Origin of the sequence: Agrococcus pavilionensis RW1 (assembly GCF_000400485.1) — a bacterium.
GTDB lineage: Bacteria > Actinomycetota > Actinomycetes > Actinomycetales > Microbacteriaceae > Agrococcus > Agrococcus pavilionensis.
The window spans coordinates 1-17,902 of the sequence record NZ_ASHR01000006.1; the positions used below are offsets into that span (position 1 = coordinate 1).

The 17,902-nt window shown below is 70.2% G+C and carries 17 protein-coding genes and 1 pseudogene; 10 read left to right on the forward strand and 8 right to left on the reverse strand.

Features of this window, described 5'->3' with window-relative positions:
- The 4 genes from L332_RS30005 to L332_RS0114640 form a co-directional block, all read left to right on the forward strand.
- The coding region (locus tag L332_RS30005) for a hypothetical protein (protein WP_235045054.1) at positions 1 to 673 on the forward strand (673 nt) is incomplete at its 5' end.
- Positions 667 to 1,215 (forward strand): hypothetical protein, encoded by a 549-nt coding sequence (locus L332_RS17430; RefSeq protein ID WP_021009516.1) that lies wholly within the window; start codon positions 667 to 669, stop codon positions 1,213 to 1,215. The genes L332_RS30005 and L332_RS17430, both read left to right, overlap by 7 nt.
- A gap of 133 nt (positions 1,216 to 1,348) precedes the next feature.
- Positions 1,349 to 2,074 (forward strand): maleylpyruvate isomerase family mycothiol-dependent enzyme, encoded by a 726-nt coding sequence (locus L332_RS17435; protein WP_021009517.1) that lies wholly within the window; start codon positions 1,349 to 1,351, stop codon positions 2,072 to 2,074.
- A gap of 35 nt (positions 2,075 to 2,109) precedes the next feature.
- Entirely contained in the window at positions 2,110 to 2,736 is a 627-nt protein-coding gene (locus tag L332_RS0114640) for a DUF805 domain-containing protein (RefSeq protein ID WP_021009518.1), read from the forward strand.
- Between the two features lie 33 nt (positions 2,737 to 2,769).
- On the opposite strand, the pseudogene L332_RS17440 reads toward L332_RS0114640, so the two are convergent.
- The 5 genes and pseudogenes from L332_RS17440 to L332_RS17460 all read right to left on the reverse strand — a co-directional run.
- A pseudogene (locus tag L332_RS17440) lies at positions 2,770 to 3,753 on the reverse strand (NAD(P)/FAD-dependent oxidoreductase); the annotation flags it as partial.
- A gap of 31 nt (positions 3,754 to 3,784) precedes the next feature.
- Positions 3,785 to 4,222: a methyltransferase domain-containing protein gene (locus L332_RS17445; RefSeq protein WP_021009520.1), complete on the reverse strand. Its 438-nt coding sequence runs from the start codon at positions 4,220 to 4,222 to the stop codon at positions 3,785 to 3,787.
- A gap of 76 nt (positions 4,223 to 4,298) precedes the next feature.
- The gene (locus tag L332_RS17450) at positions 4,299 to 6,824 is read right to left on the reverse strand and encodes an ATP-dependent Clp protease ATP-binding subunit (protein WP_021009521.1); all 2,526 of its coding nucleotides are present in this window, start codon (positions 6,822 to 6,824) and stop codon (positions 4,299 to 4,301) included.
- Positions 6,825 to 6,919: 95 nt separating this feature from the next.
- Entirely contained in the window at positions 6,920 to 7,429 is a 510-nt protein-coding gene (locus tag L332_RS17455; protein WP_021009522.1) for an iron chaperone, read from the reverse strand.
- A 30-nt stretch (positions 7,430 to 7,459) separates the two neighbouring features.
- Positions 7,460 to 8,890, reverse strand: coding sequence for a dicarboxylate/amino acid:cation symporter (locus L332_RS17460; protein ID WP_021009523.1), 1,431 nt, complete (start codon positions 8,888 to 8,890; stop codon positions 7,460 to 7,462).
- Positions 8,891 to 9,058: 168 nt separating this feature from the next.
- On the opposite strand from L332_RS17460, the gene L332_RS17465 reads away from it, so the two are divergent.
- On the forward strand, positions 9,059 to 10,081 hold the full coding sequence (locus tag L332_RS17465; RefSeq protein WP_021009524.1) for an LLM class flavin-dependent oxidoreductase: 1,023 nt from the start codon (positions 9,059 to 9,061) through the stop codon (positions 10,079 to 10,081).
- Positions 10,082 to 10,141: 60 nt separating this feature from the next.
- Here L332_RS17465 and L332_RS17470 read toward each other — a convergent pair whose 3' ends face one another.
- Positions 10,142 to 10,681, reverse strand: coding sequence for a type 1 glutamine amidotransferase domain-containing protein (locus L332_RS17470; protein WP_021009525.1), 540 nt, complete (start codon positions 10,679 to 10,681; stop codon positions 10,142 to 10,144).
- Positions 10,682 to 10,775: 94 nt separating this feature from the next.
- Here L332_RS17470 and L332_RS17475 point away from each other — a divergent pair, with 94 nt between their 5' ends.
- The 5 genes from L332_RS17475 to nrdF all read left to right on the forward strand — a co-directional run bounded on the left by L332_RS17475 (position 10,776) and on the right by nrdF (position 15,765).
- Positions 10,776 to 11,492, forward strand: coding sequence for a DNA alkylation repair protein (locus tag L332_RS17475; RefSeq protein WP_021009526.1), 717 nt, complete (start codon positions 10,776 to 10,778; stop codon positions 11,490 to 11,492).
- 327 nt (positions 11,493 to 11,819) lie between these two features.
- Positions 11,820 to 12,047, forward strand: a complete 228-nt coding sequence (gene nrdH, locus L332_RS17480) for a glutaredoxin-like protein NrdH (protein WP_021009527.1) — start codon at positions 11,820 to 11,822, stop codon at positions 12,045 to 12,047.
- Positions 12,048 to 12,072: 25 nt separating this feature from the next.
- A complete protein-coding gene (nrdI, locus tag L332_RS17485; RefSeq protein WP_021009528.1) occupies positions 12,073 to 12,471 on the forward strand; it encodes a class Ib ribonucleoside-diphosphate reductase assembly flavoprotein NrdI in 399 nt (132 codons plus the stop codon).
- A complete protein-coding gene (gene nrdE, locus L332_RS17490) occupies positions 12,459 to 14,609 on the forward strand; it encodes a class 1b ribonucleoside-diphosphate reductase subunit alpha (RefSeq protein WP_021009529.1) in 2,151 nt (716 codons plus the stop codon). Before nrdI ends, nrdE begins: the two co-directional genes overlap by 13 nt.
- 40 nt (positions 14,610 to 14,649) lie before the next feature.
- Entirely contained in the window at positions 14,650 to 15,765 is a 1,116-nt protein-coding gene (gene nrdF, locus L332_RS17495) for a class 1b ribonucleoside-diphosphate reductase subunit beta (RefSeq protein WP_021009530.1), read from the forward strand.
- Between the two features lie 70 nt (positions 15,766 to 15,835).
- Here the strand turns inward: nrdF and L332_RS17500 are convergent, their stop codons facing one another.
- On the reverse strand, positions 15,836 to 16,597 hold the full coding sequence (locus L332_RS17500; RefSeq protein ID WP_031223221.1) for an SDR family NAD(P)-dependent oxidoreductase: 762 nt from the start codon (positions 16,595 to 16,597) through the stop codon (positions 15,836 to 15,838).
- Positions 16,598 to 16,654: 57 nt separating this feature from the next.
- Positions 16,655 to 17,866, reverse strand: coding sequence for a glutaminase A (gene glsA / locus L332_RS17505; RefSeq protein ID WP_021009532.1), 1,212 nt, complete (start codon positions 17,864 to 17,866; stop codon positions 16,655 to 16,657).
- Between the last annotated feature and the right edge of the window lie 36 nt (positions 17,867 to 17,902).

The following is a 17,902-nucleotide window of genomic DNA, read 5'->3' on the forward strand; positions in this document are numbered from 1 at the left end:
GCGCTCAAAGAAGCTGAGGCACGTCGTTCCGTTGCCTCCGGGACGATTCGGGTTTAGGCTGACCACACCGAGCAAAGAGGCTATCGTGCGTCGTCGTCGTGTTGTAAGCGTCTTCGCGGGCTCTGCAGTGTTGCTTTTGCTTCTCACCGGAGGCGCCCTCGCGCCTACTGCCGATCCAGCCGGTGTTGCGGATGTTGGTACTCGTTCGACTACAACACCGATGGTTGTTCGTGGCTTCGACCGGGAGGTCGCCGCGGATCATGGCTTCGTGATACGCGAGGAGAATGGCACGCTCGTTTCTGCTCGCTCAAGCACGGATTCTGCCGCAGGCGCCGACGCGACCTCGTCGATGGCCCTGAATTCGTTTTGCGGCACGGCCTCTCTGGTGATCGCGCGGAATACTGGAAGCAAGATACGCATCACCACGGGATACGGCGTTTACGCAACCTCCGTGTATCACCGCTGGAATGTCGCGGGAGCAAGCAGCACCGGCACTTTCACCGAGCCCTTCAGCGGACTCAACGCTTCGACGACATGGACTGCAACCCACTACTACCAGTTCACTTACGGGGCCGCGCATGGCTTCGGCGAAGTCGCAACAAACTCGTACGTTCAACTGTGGAATGGCGCTCAGTGCTACATCTATGATCCACCTCCATACGACACATGGTGACCAAGATTGCAGTCGGTCCGCGCGGGAGCGGTGAGCCGCTAACAGTGGACGAGCGCTGTCCTGACGTCATCGTGCTGTTCTACGTGCGGCACGCGTGGGGCCTCGGAGACCGCCAAGTACCGATGGCGGACCCGGCGCCAGATACGACAAGGGTTCGCGCGCTGACCCCCGAGAACTCCTCGCTATGGGACGAGCGCTGGTGGAGCGTCTGGAAGTCCTTCCATCGATACGGTGCCATGCGCGACCGGTTCGGCAGCACATGGCAGGACCGCTTCGGCAGCGCCGGGATCGACATCGATGCGGTGCACCGCTGGAGAGACGCCCTGACGACGTGGCCGCCTCCGCCGTTGCGGCGGGCGCCGGAGTGGCTGGCGAGAGAGGCGGTACGGGCGGCACAGGCTCGGGGACTGACGCGCATCCTCATCGTGCCTTCATCTCAGCCCTGGTTCGAAACGCGCGATCACGGGGTACTGCTCGTCAGCCGCACACTGCGCACCGAACCGAGCGCCTTCCAAGAAGCGATCGACGCGTTCGGCCGATGAGCTCGCGTCTAGCGCCGCTCTCGAACGCCGCGTCCGCCTCGACGCTTTCACCAGCATTGGCTCGTCTCCACCGTTCGAACCTGGACCGCGTCGGCAGCCGAACGGCGTGTGCACTGTCGCGTAGCGTGCGGCCATGGACCACTTGAGCGCCCTCGCCGACCTGCAGGAGCAGTTCCTCGAGACGGCGCTGCGCGCGGATCCCGCGACGCCGGTGCCGTGGCTCGGCCGCTGGACGGTCGAGAAGCTCGTCGTCCACCTCGCGCGCATCCACCACTGGGCCGCGGGCCAGGCGCGGCGGCAGCAGGAGACCCCGCTCGGCCGCGGCCCCTTCGACGCGCCCGCGCTGTACGCCGAGTGCGCGGCGGAGCTGCGCGAGACGCTCGCGGAGCTCGACCCCGACGCGCCGGCGTGGACGCTGCTCGACGACGGGGTGCCGCGCGACGAGCGCACCGGGCCGCAGCCCGGCAGCACCGTGCGGTTCTGGCACCGCCGGCAGGCGCACGAGACGCTCGTGCACCTCTGGGACCTGCGCGCCGCGATCGGCGAGGACGTCGCGGCGCCGCCGGAGCGCTGGCTCGACTGCCTCCACGAGGTCGTGACCGTCATGCATCCCCGGCAAGTGCGCCTCGAGCGCGTCGCGCCGCCCTCGGCGGCGATCTCGTTCCAGCCCGAGGGCGCGGGGGCATCCCTCGCGCTCGCGGGAGCGCCCGCAGGCGCCGAGGCGGTCACGATCGCCGGGTCGTCGAAGTCGCTCGCGCTGCTCGCGTGGGGCCGCCTCCCGCTCGACGCACCGGGCATCGGCGTGCGCGGCGACCGCTCGCTCGCCGCGGCCGTGCTCGCGCAAGGGCTCACGCCGTAGGCGCGACGGCAGCCCTCGTGCGCCATGATGGCTGCGTGACGAGCACCACCACGAGCACCGCGGGCCTCCCGCCGGTCGGCCAGCCGCTGCACGGCGCCTCCTTCGGTCAGGCGATCAAGCGCTTCTTCCAGGGCTACGTGCAGTTCTCGGGCCGTGCGAGCCGCAGCGAGTTCTGGTGGGCGATGCTGTTCACGGGCCTCGTCTCGCTCGTCGCGCAGATCCCCTTCTGGATCGCGTACGTGCAGCTCATCGTGCGCACGATCGAGCTGCAGGAGCGCGGCGTGACCGCGAGCGCGGACCAGGTCGCGGGACCGCTCGGCGCGATGCTCGGCTGGCTCGCCCTCCTGCTCGTCGTCGGGCTCGCGCTGCTGCTGCCGACCTACGCGGCCATGTGGCGGCGGCTGCAGGACGCGAACTTCCACGGCGCGTTCGCGCTGCTGAGCATCGTCGGCTTCGGCATCGTGCCGCTCATCATGTGCATCCTCCCCTCCAACCCGGCGGGCGTGCAGTACGACCCCGCCTACCGGGCGATGTACGGGCAGGGCTACGCCCAGCCCGGACAGCCCGGGCAGCAGCTGTACGGACAGGAGCCGTACGGACAGGAGCCGTACGGACATCAGCAGCCGGGCCGGGGCTACGGCCCGCCGCCGGCGCAGGGATAGCGCCGACCGCCGCAGCCCTGAGCCGGACTGCGCTCACGCGAGCAGCGCAGCGACGCGCTCGGCGGTGCCCCACGAGAGCGTCATGCCCGAGCCGCCATGGCCGTAGGCCGCGATGGTGCGCAGCGCGCGGCCGGGCACCTCCTCGACGCGGAGCCGCTCCCGGCCCGGCCTCAGGCCGACGCCGCGCGACACGATCCGCTGCCCCGCGACGGCGGGCACGAGCCGCGCGCAGCGCTCGAGGATCGCCGCCTCCGTCGCGGGGTCGGGCTCGAGCGACGTCGCACCGAGCTCGTGCGTGCCGCCGAGCACGAGGCAGTCGCGGCGCGGCAGCACGTAGGTGAGGCCCGCCGGGTCCTCGTCGTCGATCACGAACTCGGTCACCCCGGGGTTCTCGACCCGCACGACCTGCCCGCGGATCGGCACGACGCTCGCATCGTCGCCGAGCAGCGAGCCCGACCGCACCCCCGCGGCGACGACGGCGACGTCGAAGGCGCGCGCGAGCGCATCCACGTCGTCGATCGCGCGCCGCTCGAACCGCACGCCGAGCCCGACGCAGCGCTCGCGCAGCCACGGCAGGTAGAGCGACATCGTCGCGAGCGGCACGGTGGTGCGGAGGCCCGTCGCCCCATCGGGAAGCCGGAACACGGGAAGCTCGGATGCGTCGACCTCGGTCGCGTCGACCCAGGCGGTCCAGGAGCGGTCGGGCTCGGGCGAGCGCTCGACGATGACGCCGGAGCGGAGGTCGATGCCCGCCGCCGGGTGATCGGCAGCGATCGCGAGGAAGCGCTCGAGGGTAACGGCGAGCATCGCGTCGACGGTCGCCGAGCGCTCCGCCGCGTAGGGGAACCAGACGGCGCCGGCGACCGCGGAGGTCGTCTCGAGCGGGTCGGCATCGGCGAGCACCGTCACGTCGCGCCCGGCGACCGCGAGCTCGTGGGCGATCGAGAGGCCGATGACGCCCGCGCCGATCACCGCGACACGATCGCTCATGCTGCGCTCCCGAGCCCCGCCGACGGATTCGGCTCGACGATACCTCGGCCGCGAAGCCTCACGCGGCCGGAGCGGGCTCGCTGTGGAGCCCGATCTCCTCGAGCGGGTCGCCGCGGTCGATGAAGAGGGATGCGCCGGGCACCGTCGCCGCGCGGAGCCGCTCCAGCGCCGCGGCCTCGAGCTCGGGGTGGCGCCCGTCGAGCGCGCCGACGCGGATCGCGACGACGAGATCGAACGGCTCCTCCCCCGCCTTGAGGTGGAAGCCCTCCGCGTTCACGACCCGGAACTTGAGGTTGCCCGCATCGGACTGCCGCTCGGCCGCCTGCACCGCCATCATCGAGCGGTCGACGCCGAGCACGAAGCCCTCGGGCCCGACGCGCTCCGCGATCGCGCGCGCGAGCGCGCCGGGGCCGCAGCCGAGCTCGAGCACGCGCATGCCGGGGCGTAGCGGCAGCGCGTCGAGCACCGCGGCGAGCCGGGCGGAGAGAGCGGCCATGGCGCCTCCTTCGTGTCAGGAGAGCATGGCGGGGGACACGCCGGGTGGCAAGCCCCCCTGCGGCCCGCGGTGCGGGTCAGGCCGCGGTCACCGCCAGTCCGTCGCCCTCCACATCGACCCGGATCGTGCCGCGCTCGAGGCCGCCGACGATGAGGTCCGCGACGCGGTCCTCGACCTCGCGCTGGATGAGCCGGCGCAGCGGCCGCGCACCGAACTCCGGCTCGTACCCGTGCTCCGCGAGCCAGCCGAGGGCCGCATCCGTCACCTCGAGCTCGAGCTCCTGCGCCGCGAGCCGCTCCCGCACGCGATCGAGCAGCAGCGTCACGATCTGCCGCAGCTCCTCCGGCTCGAGCTTCTGGAACAGCACGATCTCGTCGATGCGGTTGATGAGCTCCGGCCGCATCTGCTCGCGCAGCTTGCCCATGACCTTCGCGCGCAGCTCGTCGCTCGAACCCGTGCCGTCGCCCGCCTGGAAGCCGATCGGGCCGGCCTTCGACGCGAGGAACTCGCTGCCGAGGTTGGAGGTCATGATGACGACCGTGTTGCGGAAGTCGACCGTGCGACCCTGGCCGTCGGTGAGCCGGCCGTCCTCGAGCACCTGCAGCAGCAGGTTGAAGACATCCGGATGCGCCTTCTCGATCTCGTCGAGCAGCACGACCGAGTAGGGCTGGCGCCGCACCTTCTCGGTGAGCTGGCCCGCCTCGTCGTAGCCGACGTACCCGGGAGGGGCGCCGATGAGGCGCGCGACCGTGTGCCGCTCGCCGAACTCCGACATGTCGAAGCGCACGAGCGCGCGCTCCGAGCCGAACAGGCTCGACGCGAGCGCCTTCGCGAGCTCGGTCTTGCCGACGCCCGTCGGGCCGAGGAAGAGGAACGAGCCGATGGGCCGCGACGCGTCGCCGAGCCCCGAGCGCGACCGGCGGACGGCCTTCGCGATCGCGCTCACCGCATCCGTCTGCCCGACGACCCGCTCGTGCAGCTCCTGCTCGAGGCGGGCGAGCCGCTCGCGGTCGCCCTCGGTGAGCCGCGACGCGGGGATGCCCGTCGCTCGCGCGACGACCTCGGCGATCTCCTCCTCGTCGACCGTGCCGTCCTCGCCCGAGCCGGAGTCGATCGCGGCCTGGATCGCCGCGATGCGGTCGCGGATGCGGGTCGCCTCCTCGAACTCCTCGGCCTCGACGGCCTGCCGCTTCTCGTCCTCGAGGTGCTCGCGCTCCTTGACGAGCGCATCGACGTCGACCTTCGTGCCGAGCCGCAGCCGAAGCCGCGCGCCCGCCTGGTCGATGAGGTCGATCGCCTTGTCGGGCAGGAAGCGGTCGCTGATGTAGCGGTGCGAGAGCTCGACCGCGGCGCGGATCGCCTCGGGCGTGTACGTCACGCGGTGGTGCTCCGCGTAGGCGGGCGCGAGCCCCTCGAGGATCCGCACGGCGTCCTCGACGCTCGGCTCGGCGACGAGCACGGGCTGGAAGCGGCGGGTGAGCGCCGCGTCCTTCTCGATGCGGCGGAACTCGGCGAGCGTCGTCGCGCCGATCATGTGCAGCTCGCCGCGCGCGAGGCGGGGCTTCAAGATGTTCGCGGCGTCCATGCCGCCCTCACCGCCGCCGCCCGCGCCGAGGATCGAGTGCAGCTCGTCGATGAAGACGATGAGCTCGTCCTTGTGGGCGCTGATCTCCTCCATCGCCTTCGTGATGCGCTCCTCGAAGTCGCCGCGGTAGCGCGTGCCGGCGACCATCGCGGTCATGTCGAGGGCGACGACGCGCTTGCCGAGCAGCGACTTCGGCACGGTGCCGGCCTCGGTCTCGCCCTCGACGATCGCGCGCGCGAGCCCCTCGACGATCGCCGTCTTGCCGACGCCCGCCTCGCCGATGAGCACGGGGTTGTTCTTCGTGCGGCGCGAGAGGATCTCGATCGTCTGCTCGATCTCGTCGGCGCGACCGATCACGGGGTCGAGCTCGCCCGCGCGGGCGCGCTCCGTGAGGTCGGTGCCGAACTCGTCGAGCGTCGGCGTGGTCGAGCTCGGGTCGACCGCCTTCGACGGCCGCGCCTGCTGGGCCTCGATCGCGTCGCGCTGCGCCTGCGCGGCGGCGCGCTGCAGCGCATCGGGCGTGATGCCCGTCTCCTGCAGGAGCGCGCCGACGGCGCTGTCGCCCGCGACGATGAAGGCGAAGAAGAGGTGCTCGGGGTCGATGTAGCTCGAGCCGTTGGCGCGCGCGATCTGGTAGGCGTCGCGCAGTGCGCGTTGGGCGGATGCGGTGAGCGACGGCGGAGAGGGCATCTCACGATCCCCGTCGGCCGGCATCCGCTCCTCGACCGTCGTGCGCAGCGCATCCGTGTCGACGCCGACGCCCGCGACGGTCGCGCCGACCTGCGGCAGCTCGAGGAGCGCGTGCAGCAGGTGCAGCGCGTCGACCTCGGCGTGCCGGTGCTCGCGCGCGTACTCGACGGCGCTCGCCATGACCGAGCTCATGCGCCGCGAGACGAGGCGCGAGAGGTCGATCGAGCGCTGCGCCGGGACGCGCTGTCCTTGCAGGATCCGCGCGATGAAGTCATCGAAGGACCCGTCGCCGCCGAACCCGTAGCTCGGCCCGTAGATCGCGGCCATGTGCATCTCCCTGAAGTCGTCGTGTCGGACTTGAGTGTGCCCGACTCAAGTTTAGACAACGCTGCTGGGCGATGCGCATTCCCGACCGACCGGGATCAGCTGACCGCCTTCGCGACCAGCTCGGCGATCTGCTTGCGCACCTTCGGGGTGTCGGCCACGACCGCGTACGAGGTCGGCCACATGTCGCCGTCGTCGAGGTTCGCGATCGTCTGGAATCCGAGCGTCGAGTAGCGCTCGTCGAACTTCGACGCCTGCTGGAAGAACACGAGCACCTTGCCGTCGCGCGCGTAGGACGGGAAGCCGTACCAGGTCTTCGGGTCGAGGTCGGGCGCCGTCTCGGAGACGACCTCGTGCACCATCTGCGCGAGCGACTTGTCGGGCTCGGGGAGCCCCTCGATCGCGTCGAGCACGTCCTGCCGGTCGCGCTCCTTCTTGTTGCCGCCCTTGGACTGCCGCCGCAGCTCGGCGGTGCGGGCCTTGAGCGCCTCGCGCTCCTCCTTCGAGAGCGTGCCGTCCTCGGTCTTCGCCTCGGTCTTCGCCATGGGGATCCTCCGATCGTCGTCGATCGCGCGAGCCGCGATGCGCACCATCTTGCCGGTGCGCATCGCGGCTCGCTTCTCCGATCCTGCCCGGGCTCAGCGCGCCGGCACCGGCTCCCGGCGCTCATCGGGCTCCGCGCCCGACGGCGTCGACGCATCCGCCTCGGCCGCCTCGTCGGAGTCGTCGAGGAACGGGCCGTCGCCGCGCGGGCCGTCGTAGATCGCGCGGTCGAGGATGCCCTCGCGCTTCGCGACGATCGTCGGCACGAGCGCCTGGCCCGCGACGTTGACCGCGGTGCGGCCCATGTCGACGATCGGGTCGACGGCGAGCAGCAGGCCGACGCCCTCGAGCGGCAGGCCGAGCGTCGAGAGGGTCAGCGTGAGCATGACGGTCGCGCCGGTCGTGCCCGCGGTCGCGGCCGAGCCGACGATCGAGACGACCGCGATGAGCAGGTACTGGATGAGCGTCAGCTCGATGCCGAAGAACTGGGCGACGAAGATCGCGGCGATCGCGGGGTAGATCGCGGCGCAGCCGTCCATCTTCGTCGTCGAGCCGAACGGCACGGCGAACGACGCGTACTCGCGCGGCACGCCGAGGTTGCGCTCGGTGACGCGCTGCGTGAGCGGGAGCGTGCCCATCGACGAGCGGCTCACGAACGCGAGCTGCACCGCGGGCCACACGCCCGAGAAGTACTGGCGGATCGAGAGGCCGTGCGCCTTGACGAGCGCCGGGTAGACGACGAACAGCACGAGCGCGAGCCCGAGGTAGATCGCGCCGACGAACCACGCGAGCGTGCCGAGCTTCTCCCAGCCGTACTGCACGACGGCGTTGCCGAGCAGGCCGACCGTGCCGATCGGGGCGATGCGGATGACCCACCACAGCGCCTTCTGGATCACCTTGAGGGTCGACTCGGTGAAGTCGAGGAAGGGCTGCGCCTTCTTGCCGAGCTTGAGCGCGGCGATGCCGACGACGGTCGCGACGACGATGACCTGCAGCACGTTGAAGCCGACGGTCGAGCTGATGACGCCCTCGGCCGACTCGCGCGTCGAGACGGTGAGGCCGAGGAAGTTCTGCGGCACGAGGCCCGTGAGGAAGTCCCACCAGCCGCCGACGCGGCTCGGCTCGCCAGGCTCGAGCCCCGAGCCGTCGACGCGGGCGCCGGGCTGCAGCGTCACGCCGAGGGCGATGCCGATCGTGACCGCGATCGCCGCGGTGATCGCGAACCACAGGAGCGTCTGGCCCGCGAGCCGCGCGGCGTTCTGCACGCGGCCGAGCCGCGCGATCGAGGCGATGATCGCGGTGAGGATGAGCGGGACGACGGCGGTCTTCAGCAGCGCGACGTAGCTCGAGCCGATCGTGGCGAGCGTCTCGGCGAGCGGGTTGTCGGCGCCGTCGGCGCCGGGGCCGAGCTGCAGCGCGACGAGGCCGAGCACGACACCGAGCACGAGCGCGGCAGAGATCTGGAAGCCGAAGGATCCGAGGATCCGGCGAGCGCGCGAGGGCGCGGGCGCGTCAGTGGTGGGCACGGTGCTCCTAGGGATGCGGTGAGGGACTCGCGCGAGCCGGACCGGCTGGTGCGCAGATACAGTTATAGCGGTGATAACGTGCCGTTGTCACGTCGGTTGACACGCGGCGACCCGCGGCGGAGACGGGTCGCGCGGAATGCGCTTCCCCGCGCCGGGGTTCTCCCAAGCGTGCGCAAGCGGATCGGGTTCCTCTCCTTCGGGCACTACCGGAACGTCGTCGGCTCGCGCGTGCCGACGGCCGGCGACTCGCTCCGCATGCACGTCGAGCTCGCCGTCGCGGCCGAGGAGGCAGGCATGGACGGCGCCTGGGTGCGGGTGCACCACTTCGACAAGTCGCTCGCGACGCCCTACCCGCTGCTCGCGGCGATGGCTGCTCGCACGTCGACGCTCGAGCTCGGCACGGGCGTCGTCGACCTGCGCTATGAGCAGCCGCTCGCGATGACGGAGCTCGCGAGCGCGACCGATCTGCTCTCGGGCGGCCGACTGCAGCTCGGCATCTCGCGCGGCTCCCCTGAGCCGGCGATCGACGGGCAGGAGCGCTTCGGGCTCGGCCTCGAGGTCGGCGAGCGCTGGTCGGACGTCGCCCGTGAGCGCGCCGCGCACTTCCGCCGGGCGCTGCGCGGCGAGCCGCAGGCTCGCTCGGAGCGCGCGGCTCAGCTCGGCCAGGGCCCCGACCTGCCCGTCGAGCCGCGCTCGCCCGACCTCGCCGACCGGCTGTGGTGGGGCGCCGGCAACCACGCCTCCGGGCTGTGGGCCGCAGAGCACGGCTACCACCTGCTCTCGTCGACGCTGCTGACGCAGGACGACGGCCGACCATTCCACGTGCAGCAGGCCGATCAGTTGCGCGGCTACCTCGCCGCCTACGCCGAGGCGGGGCACCCGGTGCCGCCCCGCACCGCCGTGACCCGCAGCGCCTTCCCTTTCTTCTCCGACGACGACCGCCGCTACTTCGGGCTCGCCGACGAGCAGCGCGACGGCATCGGGCGACTGGAAGGCGGTGCGGTGCGCGGCGGCCCGACCTATGCGGGCGAGCCGGAGCACGTCGCCCGCCGGCTGCTCGCCGACGAGGCGGTGCAAGCGGCCGACACGCTGCTCTTCGCGCTCCCGAGCCAGCTCGGGCTCGACTACAACGCCCACTTGCTCGGCTCGCTCGCCGCCGTCGCGCGCGAGCTCGGGTGGCAGGAGGACTGACCCTCCCAAAGTGGCAGGAGCCGGCTGCCGCAGCAGGCAGCCGGCTCCTGACCGCTCCGGTCAGCGCTCGTGCGTGCCCTCGGCGAACTCCTCGACGATCTTCGCGTTGAACGCCGGCAGGTCGTCGGGCGTGCGGCTCGAGACAAGCCCCTTGTCCGTGACGACCTCCTCGTCGACCCACTCGGCGCCGGCGTTGCGCAGGTCGGTCTTGAGGCTCGGGTAGCTCGTGATCCGGCGGCCGTCGACGGCGCCCGCCTCGATGAGGATCCACGCGCCGTGGCAGATGACGCCGATGGGCTTGCCCGCGTCGGCGAAGCCCTTGACGAGCGCGACGGAGGCCTCGTCCATGCGCAGGTGGTCGGCGTTCACCACGCCGCCCGGGAGCACGAGGGCGTCGAAGTCGGATGCGCTCACCGACCCGGGTGACGCATCCACCACCTGCTCGTGCCCGTTCTTGCCCTCGATCGAGCCCTCCTTCGGCGAGATGAGCGTCGGCTCGCCGCCGGCGCTCTGCACCGCCTCCCAGGGGCTCGTGAGCTCGGAGTCCTCGAAGCCGTCCGTGAGCACGAACGCGACCTTCTTGCCGGTGATGTCAGCCATGCTGCCTCCTTCTCCACTGGTGTGCATCGGCGACGGTACGGGCCCCGCCTGAGCGGGCCTTGTGCGCGACCTGCACGGGTGCCAGCCTGGGCCCGTGCAGCCGGAGGGGGCGGACGCGCCGATCGCGCTCGTCGAGCGGTTGCGCGCGCTCGCGAGCCCGGAGCAGCGGGCCGCGCTCGAGCGGGCGCTCGCCGACCGCGCCGAGACCGCGATCCTCGGCGTGCGCATGGGCGCGGTGTTCGCCCTCGCGCGCGAGCACCTCGACGCGCCGCTCGACGTGGTGCGGGCGCTGCTGCAGCGTGCCGAGCACGAGGCGCGCGTGCTGGGCCTCAGCATCCTCGGGCAGCGCGCCAAGCGCGCCCGACGGGGCGACCCGTGGCTCGACGAGGCCGCCGCGCTCTACGTCGCCGAGCACGACCGGATCGTCTCGTGGGATCTCGTCGACCTCGCGGCCCCCTCCGTGCTCGGCCGCGCCACGATCGAGCACGGCACCGCGGTGCTCGACGACCTCGCGGCATCGGCCGACCCGCTCAGGCAGCGCAGCGCGCTCATGGGCTCGCTCCCGCTTGTGCGGCGCGGGCGGCCGGCGGAGGCGGTGCGGCTCGCCCTCGGGATGCTCGGCTCCCCCGCGGCGCAGCTGCAGCGCACGATCGGCGCCGTGCTGCGCGAAGTCGGCAAGGTCGATCGCGAGCTGCTGATCGGCGTGCTCGAGCGGGAGGCGCCGCGCATGACGGCGATCGCCCTGCGCTTCGCGACCGAGCGGCTCGAGCCGGCGGAGCGGGAGCGATTGAGGGCCCTGCGCGCGCGCTGAGCGGCATGTGGGCGGCCCGGCGTAGCGTGCCCCTCGAAGCCCCCGGAGGTGCCCGATGCCGACGCCGAACGACACCGGTGTAAGTCGCCGTCGGCGTGTCGCGAAGATCTTCCGGCCGACTCCCCACAGGGCGCGCGCCGACTCTCCACAGGCTTTTCCGCGTCGTTCCGCGGTGGGAATGACACCTGTGGAGTTCTTGTTGACCCAGGTGTGGAGAAACACACCATCTTGTGTCCTTGATCGCCGCCAGACCCCACATATAGTGGGAGCCCGGCCACGGCCGGACCACGAGACCCCAGCACCGGAACCACACCGAGGAGAGCGGCCATGACCGTCACCGTCTATTCGAAGCCCGCTTGCGTGCAGTGCACGATGACCACCCGCGCGCTCGACGCCCAGGGCATCGAGTACGAGATCTTCGACGTGACCGCCGACGACAAGGCGCTGCAGACGGTCAAGGAGCTCGGCTACATGCAGGCACCCGTCGTGATCGCCGACGAGCAGCACTGGTCGGGCTTCCAGCCCGACCGCATCAAGGCGATCATCGCGGCTTGAGCCGCGCCGCCGGCAGGGGGGCGCCGTGAACCAGGTCGTCTACTTCTCGAGCGTGTCGGGCAACACCGCCCGCTTCGTCGAGAAGCTCGGCCGGCCGGCCTCGCGCATCCCCCTGTACGCCTCCGACCCGCCGCTCGAGCAGCGAGAGCCCTACGTGCTCATCGTGCCGACCTACGGCGGCGGCGACGGCAAGGGCGCCGTCCCGAAGCAGGTGATCCGGTTCCTCAACGACGAGGAGAACCGCAAGCACCTGCGAGGCGTCATCAGCGCCGGCAACACCAACTTCGGTGCGGGCTACGGGCTCGCGGGCGACATCATCGCGCGCAAGTGCGACGTGCCGCACCTCTACCGCTTCGAACTCTTCGGAACCCCCGACGACGTGCGCGTCGTCAACGACGGATTGGATGGACTATGGCGACAGTGACGCCCGAGATGACGACGGGCAAGACGTCGGCGATGGACTACCACGCGCTCAACGCGATGCTCAACCTCTACGGACCGGACGGCAAGATTCAGTTCGAGAAGGACCGCGAGGCGGCGAACCAGTACTTCCTGCAGCACGTCAACCAGAACACCGTCTTCTTCCACTCGCTCAAGGAGAAGCTCGACTACCTCGTCGAGAACGACTACTACGAGAAGGAAGTGCTCGACCAGTACTCCTTCGAGTTCATCAAGTCGCTCATGAAGCGCGCCTACGGCTACAAGTTCCGCTTCCCGACGTTCCTCGGCGCCTTCAAGTACTACACGTCCTACACGCTCAAGACCTTCGACGGGAAGCGCTACCTCGAGCGCTACGAGGACCGCGTCGTGAACGTCGCGCTCGCGCTCGCCGCGGGTGACGAGACGCTCGCCGAGCACATCGTCGACGAGGTCGTGAACGGCCGCTTCCAGCCGGCCACCCCGACCTTCCTCAACGCCGGCAAGAAGCAGCGCGGCGAGCTCGTCTCGTGCTTCCTGCTGCGCATCGAGGACAACATGGAGTCGATCGGCCGCTCGATCAACTCGGCCCTGCAGCTCTCGAAGCGCGGCGGCGGCGTAGCGTTCAACCTCACGAACATCCGCGAGTACGGCGCTCCGATCAAGCAGATCCAGAACCAGTCCTCCGGCGTCATCCCCGTGATGAAGCTGTTCGAAGACAGCTTCTCGTACGCGAACCAGCTCGGCGCGCGCCAGGGCGCGGGCGCGGTGTACCTGCAGGCGCACCACCCCGACATCATGCGGTTCCTCGACACGAAGCGCGAGAACGCCGACGAGAAGATCCGCATCAAGACGCTCTCGCTCGGCGTCGTGGTGCCCGACATCACGTTCGAGCTCGCGAAGAAGGGCGAGGACATGTACCTGTTCTCGCCGTACGACGTCGAGCGCGTCTACGGCGTGCCCTTCAGCGACATCTCGGTGACCGAGAAGTACCACGAGATGGTCGACGACCCGCGCATCACGAAGACGAAGATCAACGCGCGCGAGTTCTTCCAGACGCTCGCCGAGATCCAGTTCGAGTCGGGCTACCCGTACATCATGTTCGAGGACACGGTGAACCGGGAGAACCCGATCGACGGCCGCATCAACATGTCGAACCTCTGCAGCGAGATCCTGCAGGTCAACACGCCGTCGACCTACGACGACGACCTCGACTACGTCTCGGTCGGCAAGGACATCTCCTGCAACCTCGGCTCGATGAACATCGCGCTCTCGATGGACTCGCCCGACTTCGGCAAGACGGTCGAGACGGCCATCCGGGCGCTCACCGCGGTCTCCGACCAGTCGAACATCGGCTCGGTGCCGTCGATCGCGCGCGGCAACGACATGAGCCACGCGATCGGCCTCGGTCAGATGAACCTCCACGGCTACCTCGGCCGCGAGCGGATCTTCTACGGCTCCGAGGAGGGCATCGACTTCACGAACATCTACTTCTACACGGTGCTGTTCCACGCGCTGCGGGCCTCCAACCGCATCGCGCAGGAGAAGGGCCGCACCTTCGAGGGCTTCGAGCGCTCGAAGTACGCGACCGGCGAGTTCTTCGACAAGTACACCGAGCAGGAGTGGAAGCCGGCGACCGCGCGCGTGCAGGAGCTGTTCGACAAGGCCGAGATCCACATCCCGACGCAGGACGACTGGCGCGAGCTCAAGGCGCTCGTGCAGCAGCACGGCATCTACAACCAGAACCTGCAGGCGGTGCCCCCGACCGGCTCGATCTCGTACATCAACAACTCGACGTCGTCGATCCACCCGATCGCGGCGAAGATCGAGATCCGCAAGGAGGGCAAGCTCGGGCGTGTCTACTACCCGGCGCCGTTCATGACGAACGACAACCTCGAGTACTTCCAGGACGCCTACGAGATCGGCCCCGAGAAGATCATCGACACCTACGCCGCGGCGACGCAGCACGTCGACCAGGGCCTCTCGCTCACGCTGTTCTTCAAGGACACGGCGACGACGCGCGACATCAACCGCGCGCAGATCTATGCGTGGCGCAAGGGCATCAAGACGATCTACTACGTGCGACTGCGCCAGCTGGCGCTCGAGGGTACGGAAGTGGACGGCTGCGTCAGCTGCATGCTGTGATTTCCTCACTTTTAGCGCGACAACGATGAAGGAACAGGACATGGACACCCAAGAGACGCAGGCGTCGGTCTTCGACGACCCCATCGACGCCCCGGCCCTCGCGGAGGAGGCCGGCCCGGCGATCGAGGCCGACCGCGCCGAGATCCAGGAGGCGCTCGACGGCGCCGTGCAGACCGAGGCGCAGAAGCGCCAGCACCGCCACAACCACCTCGTGCGGGCGATCAACTGGAACCGCATCGAGGACGAGAAGGACCTCGAGGTGTGGAACCGCCTCGTGAACAACTTCTGGCTGCCCGAGAAGGTGCCGCTGTCGAACGACATCCAGTCGTGGGCGACGCTCACCGAGGACGAGAAGCTGCTCACGATGCGCGTCTTCACGGGCCTCACGCTGCTCGACACCATCCAGGGCACGGTCGGCGCGGTCTCGCTCATCCCCGACGCGGTGACACCGCACGAGGAGGCGGTGCTCACGAACATCGCCTTCATGGAGAGCGTGCACGCGAAGTCGTACTCGTCGATCTTCTCGACGCTCGCGTCGACGAAGGAGATCGACGACGCCTTCCGCTGGTCGACGGAGAACCCGTACCTGCAGCGCAAGGCCGAGATCATCATCGGCTACTACGAGGGCGACGACCCGCTCAAGCGCAAGGTCGCCTCGACGCTGCTCGAGTCGTTCATGTTCTACTCGGGCTTCTACCTGCCGATGCACTGGTCGAGCCGCGCGAAGCTCACGAACACGGCCGACATGATCCGCCTCATCATCCGCGACGAGGCCGTGCACGGCTACTACATCGGCTACAAGTTCCAGAAGGGCTACGAGCAGCTCACGCCCGAGAAGCAGGCCGAGCTCAAGGACTACACGTACTCGCTGCTCTACGAGCTCTACGAGAACGAGTCGAAGTACTCGGCCGAGCTGTACGACCCCGTGGGGCTCACTGAGGACGTCAAGAAGTTCCTCCACTACAACGCCAACAAGGCACTGATGAACCTCGGCTTCGAGCCGCTGTTCCCGTCGACGGTCACCGACGTCAACCCAGCGATCCTGTCGGCGCTGTCGCCGAACGCCGACGAGAACCACGACTTCTTCTCGGGCTCCGGCTCCTCCTACGTCATCGGCAAGGCCGAGGCGACCGAGGACGAGGACTGGGACTTCTAGTCCACGACGATGGAGGGGCGGCGCTGCGGCGCCGCCCCTCCATCGTGCGCGCCGCGCATCCGCCGGCGGCTCAGGAGCGCAAGTACGACGCACCGTTGAAGTCGAGCACCCCGCCTGACGACCATGTCGCCGCCGGCGAGCTCAGGAAGAGCACCGCCGCGGCGACCTCCTCCGGCGTCCCGACGCGCCCGAAGGGGCTCTGCGCGCGCAGGTCCTCGCCCGCGGCGCCTTCGAGCTTCGCGCTCTGCCGCTCCGTGCTGACGAATCCCGGCGCGATCGTCGTCACGACGATGCCGTGCGGCGCAAGAGCCACCGCCATCGACTGCCCGAACGCGTGGAGCCCCGCCTTCGCAGCCCCGTAGGCGGGGAACTCCGGTTCGCCCCGATACGCGCCTCGGGATCCGACGTTGACGACGAAGCCAGGCGCTCCGCGGTCGATCAAGCGGCGCGCGACGAGGAAGGTCAGGTTCGCAGCGCCGAGGAGATCGACGTCGACGATCCTCCGCCAAGCAGCCTGCCACTGCTCGAAGCTCGCCTCGTCGACCCGATGGCGGACGTCGTCGGCGGGCGCCACAGCGGCGTTGTTGATGAGGATGTCGATCCCACCGAGCGCATCGTCGGCGGCCCGCAGCACCTCGGCAGCGCTCTCGGGATCGCCGATGTCTCCACCGACCGCGATGTGGCCGACGCCGGTCATCGAGCGGAGCGTCTCCTCCGCCGCGACGCTGTCGGAGCCGTAGTGGACCGCCACGCGGTCTCCTCGCTCGGCGAGAGCCCGAGCGATCGCACGTCCGATCCCGCGCGAAGCTCCTGTGACCAATGCGGCACCCATGGTTCCCCTCCTGCTCTCCGGATCGCGGTCACCGGCTCACGGCCTGCGCGCCTCGCGTCATCCGCCGAGCACGCTGTCGGGGTCGGTGACCCGCACGTCCCGACCGTCGGCGCGCATCCGCTCGACGGCCTCGGTCAGCAGGCGACGGCCGATCGCGCTCGCCGAGACGACGCGCGTCAGGTCCAGCACGACGGGCGAGCGATCGTCGGGGAGCCCCTCGAGCTCGCGCAGCGCCGCCTCGGCCGCGGCGAAGTGCATCGTGCCCTGCAGCTGCACCTCGCGCAGGCCGTCGCCGTCGGTGTCGGGCTCGACGACGCCGTAGAGCACGTGCGTCGCGACCTCGGGCGCGTGCATGAGGTGCAGGCCGAACTCGCTCGACATGCGCGCGAAGGCCTGCTCGCCGCGCACGCTCGTGCCGACGTCGTCGAGTCGCGGCGAGAAGGCGCCGGCGCCGATCTGCCCGGGGAGCGCGCCCAGCACGCCGCCCGAGACGCCGCTCTTCGCGGGGATGCCGACCCGGCTCATCCAGTCGCCCGCCGCGTCGTACATGCCGCACGTCGCCATGACGCTCAGCGCTTGCGTGCACGCCCAGACCGGCACGACCTGCTCACCCGTGACGGGGTTCCTGCCGCCGCCGGCGAGCGTCATCGCCATCACCGCGAGGTCGCGCACGTCGACGAGCATCGAGCACTGCCGGATGTAGCCGTCGACGGCGTCGTGCGGCTCGCCGTCGAGCTTGCCCTGCGAGTGGGCGAGGTAGGCGAGCGCGAGCGTGTGGCTCGCGACCGATCGCTCCGACTCGAAGACCGCGTCGTCGATCTCGAGCTCGCGGCCGGCGAACGCCGAGAGCCCCGAGCGGACGCGCTCGTCGCGCTCGGCGAGGCTCCACTCGGGATCGCCGATGAGCGCGTGCGTCGTCACGGCGCCGACGTTGATCATGGGGTTCCGCGGACGGCCGCTGCGCTCGAGCGAGATCTCGTTGAACGCGTCGCCCGAGGGCTCGACCCCGACGTGCTCGAGCACCGTCTCGATGCCGCGGTCGGCGAGCGCGAGCGCGTAGGCCAGCGGCTTGGAGATCGACTGGATCGTGAAGCGGTGCTCGGCGTCGCCCGACGCGTAGACGGTGCCGTCGGCGGTGCAGAGCGCGATCGCGAAGCGGTCGGGGTCTGCCTCGGCGAGCTCGGGGATCGAGTCGTGCAGCGCCCCGCCGTCGTCGTCCGCGCACTCGCGCAGCACCTCGTCGAGCAGCTCGGGCACGGGATTGCGCATGCCGGGAGGCTAGCGGCGACGGCGCCGTGGAACCTG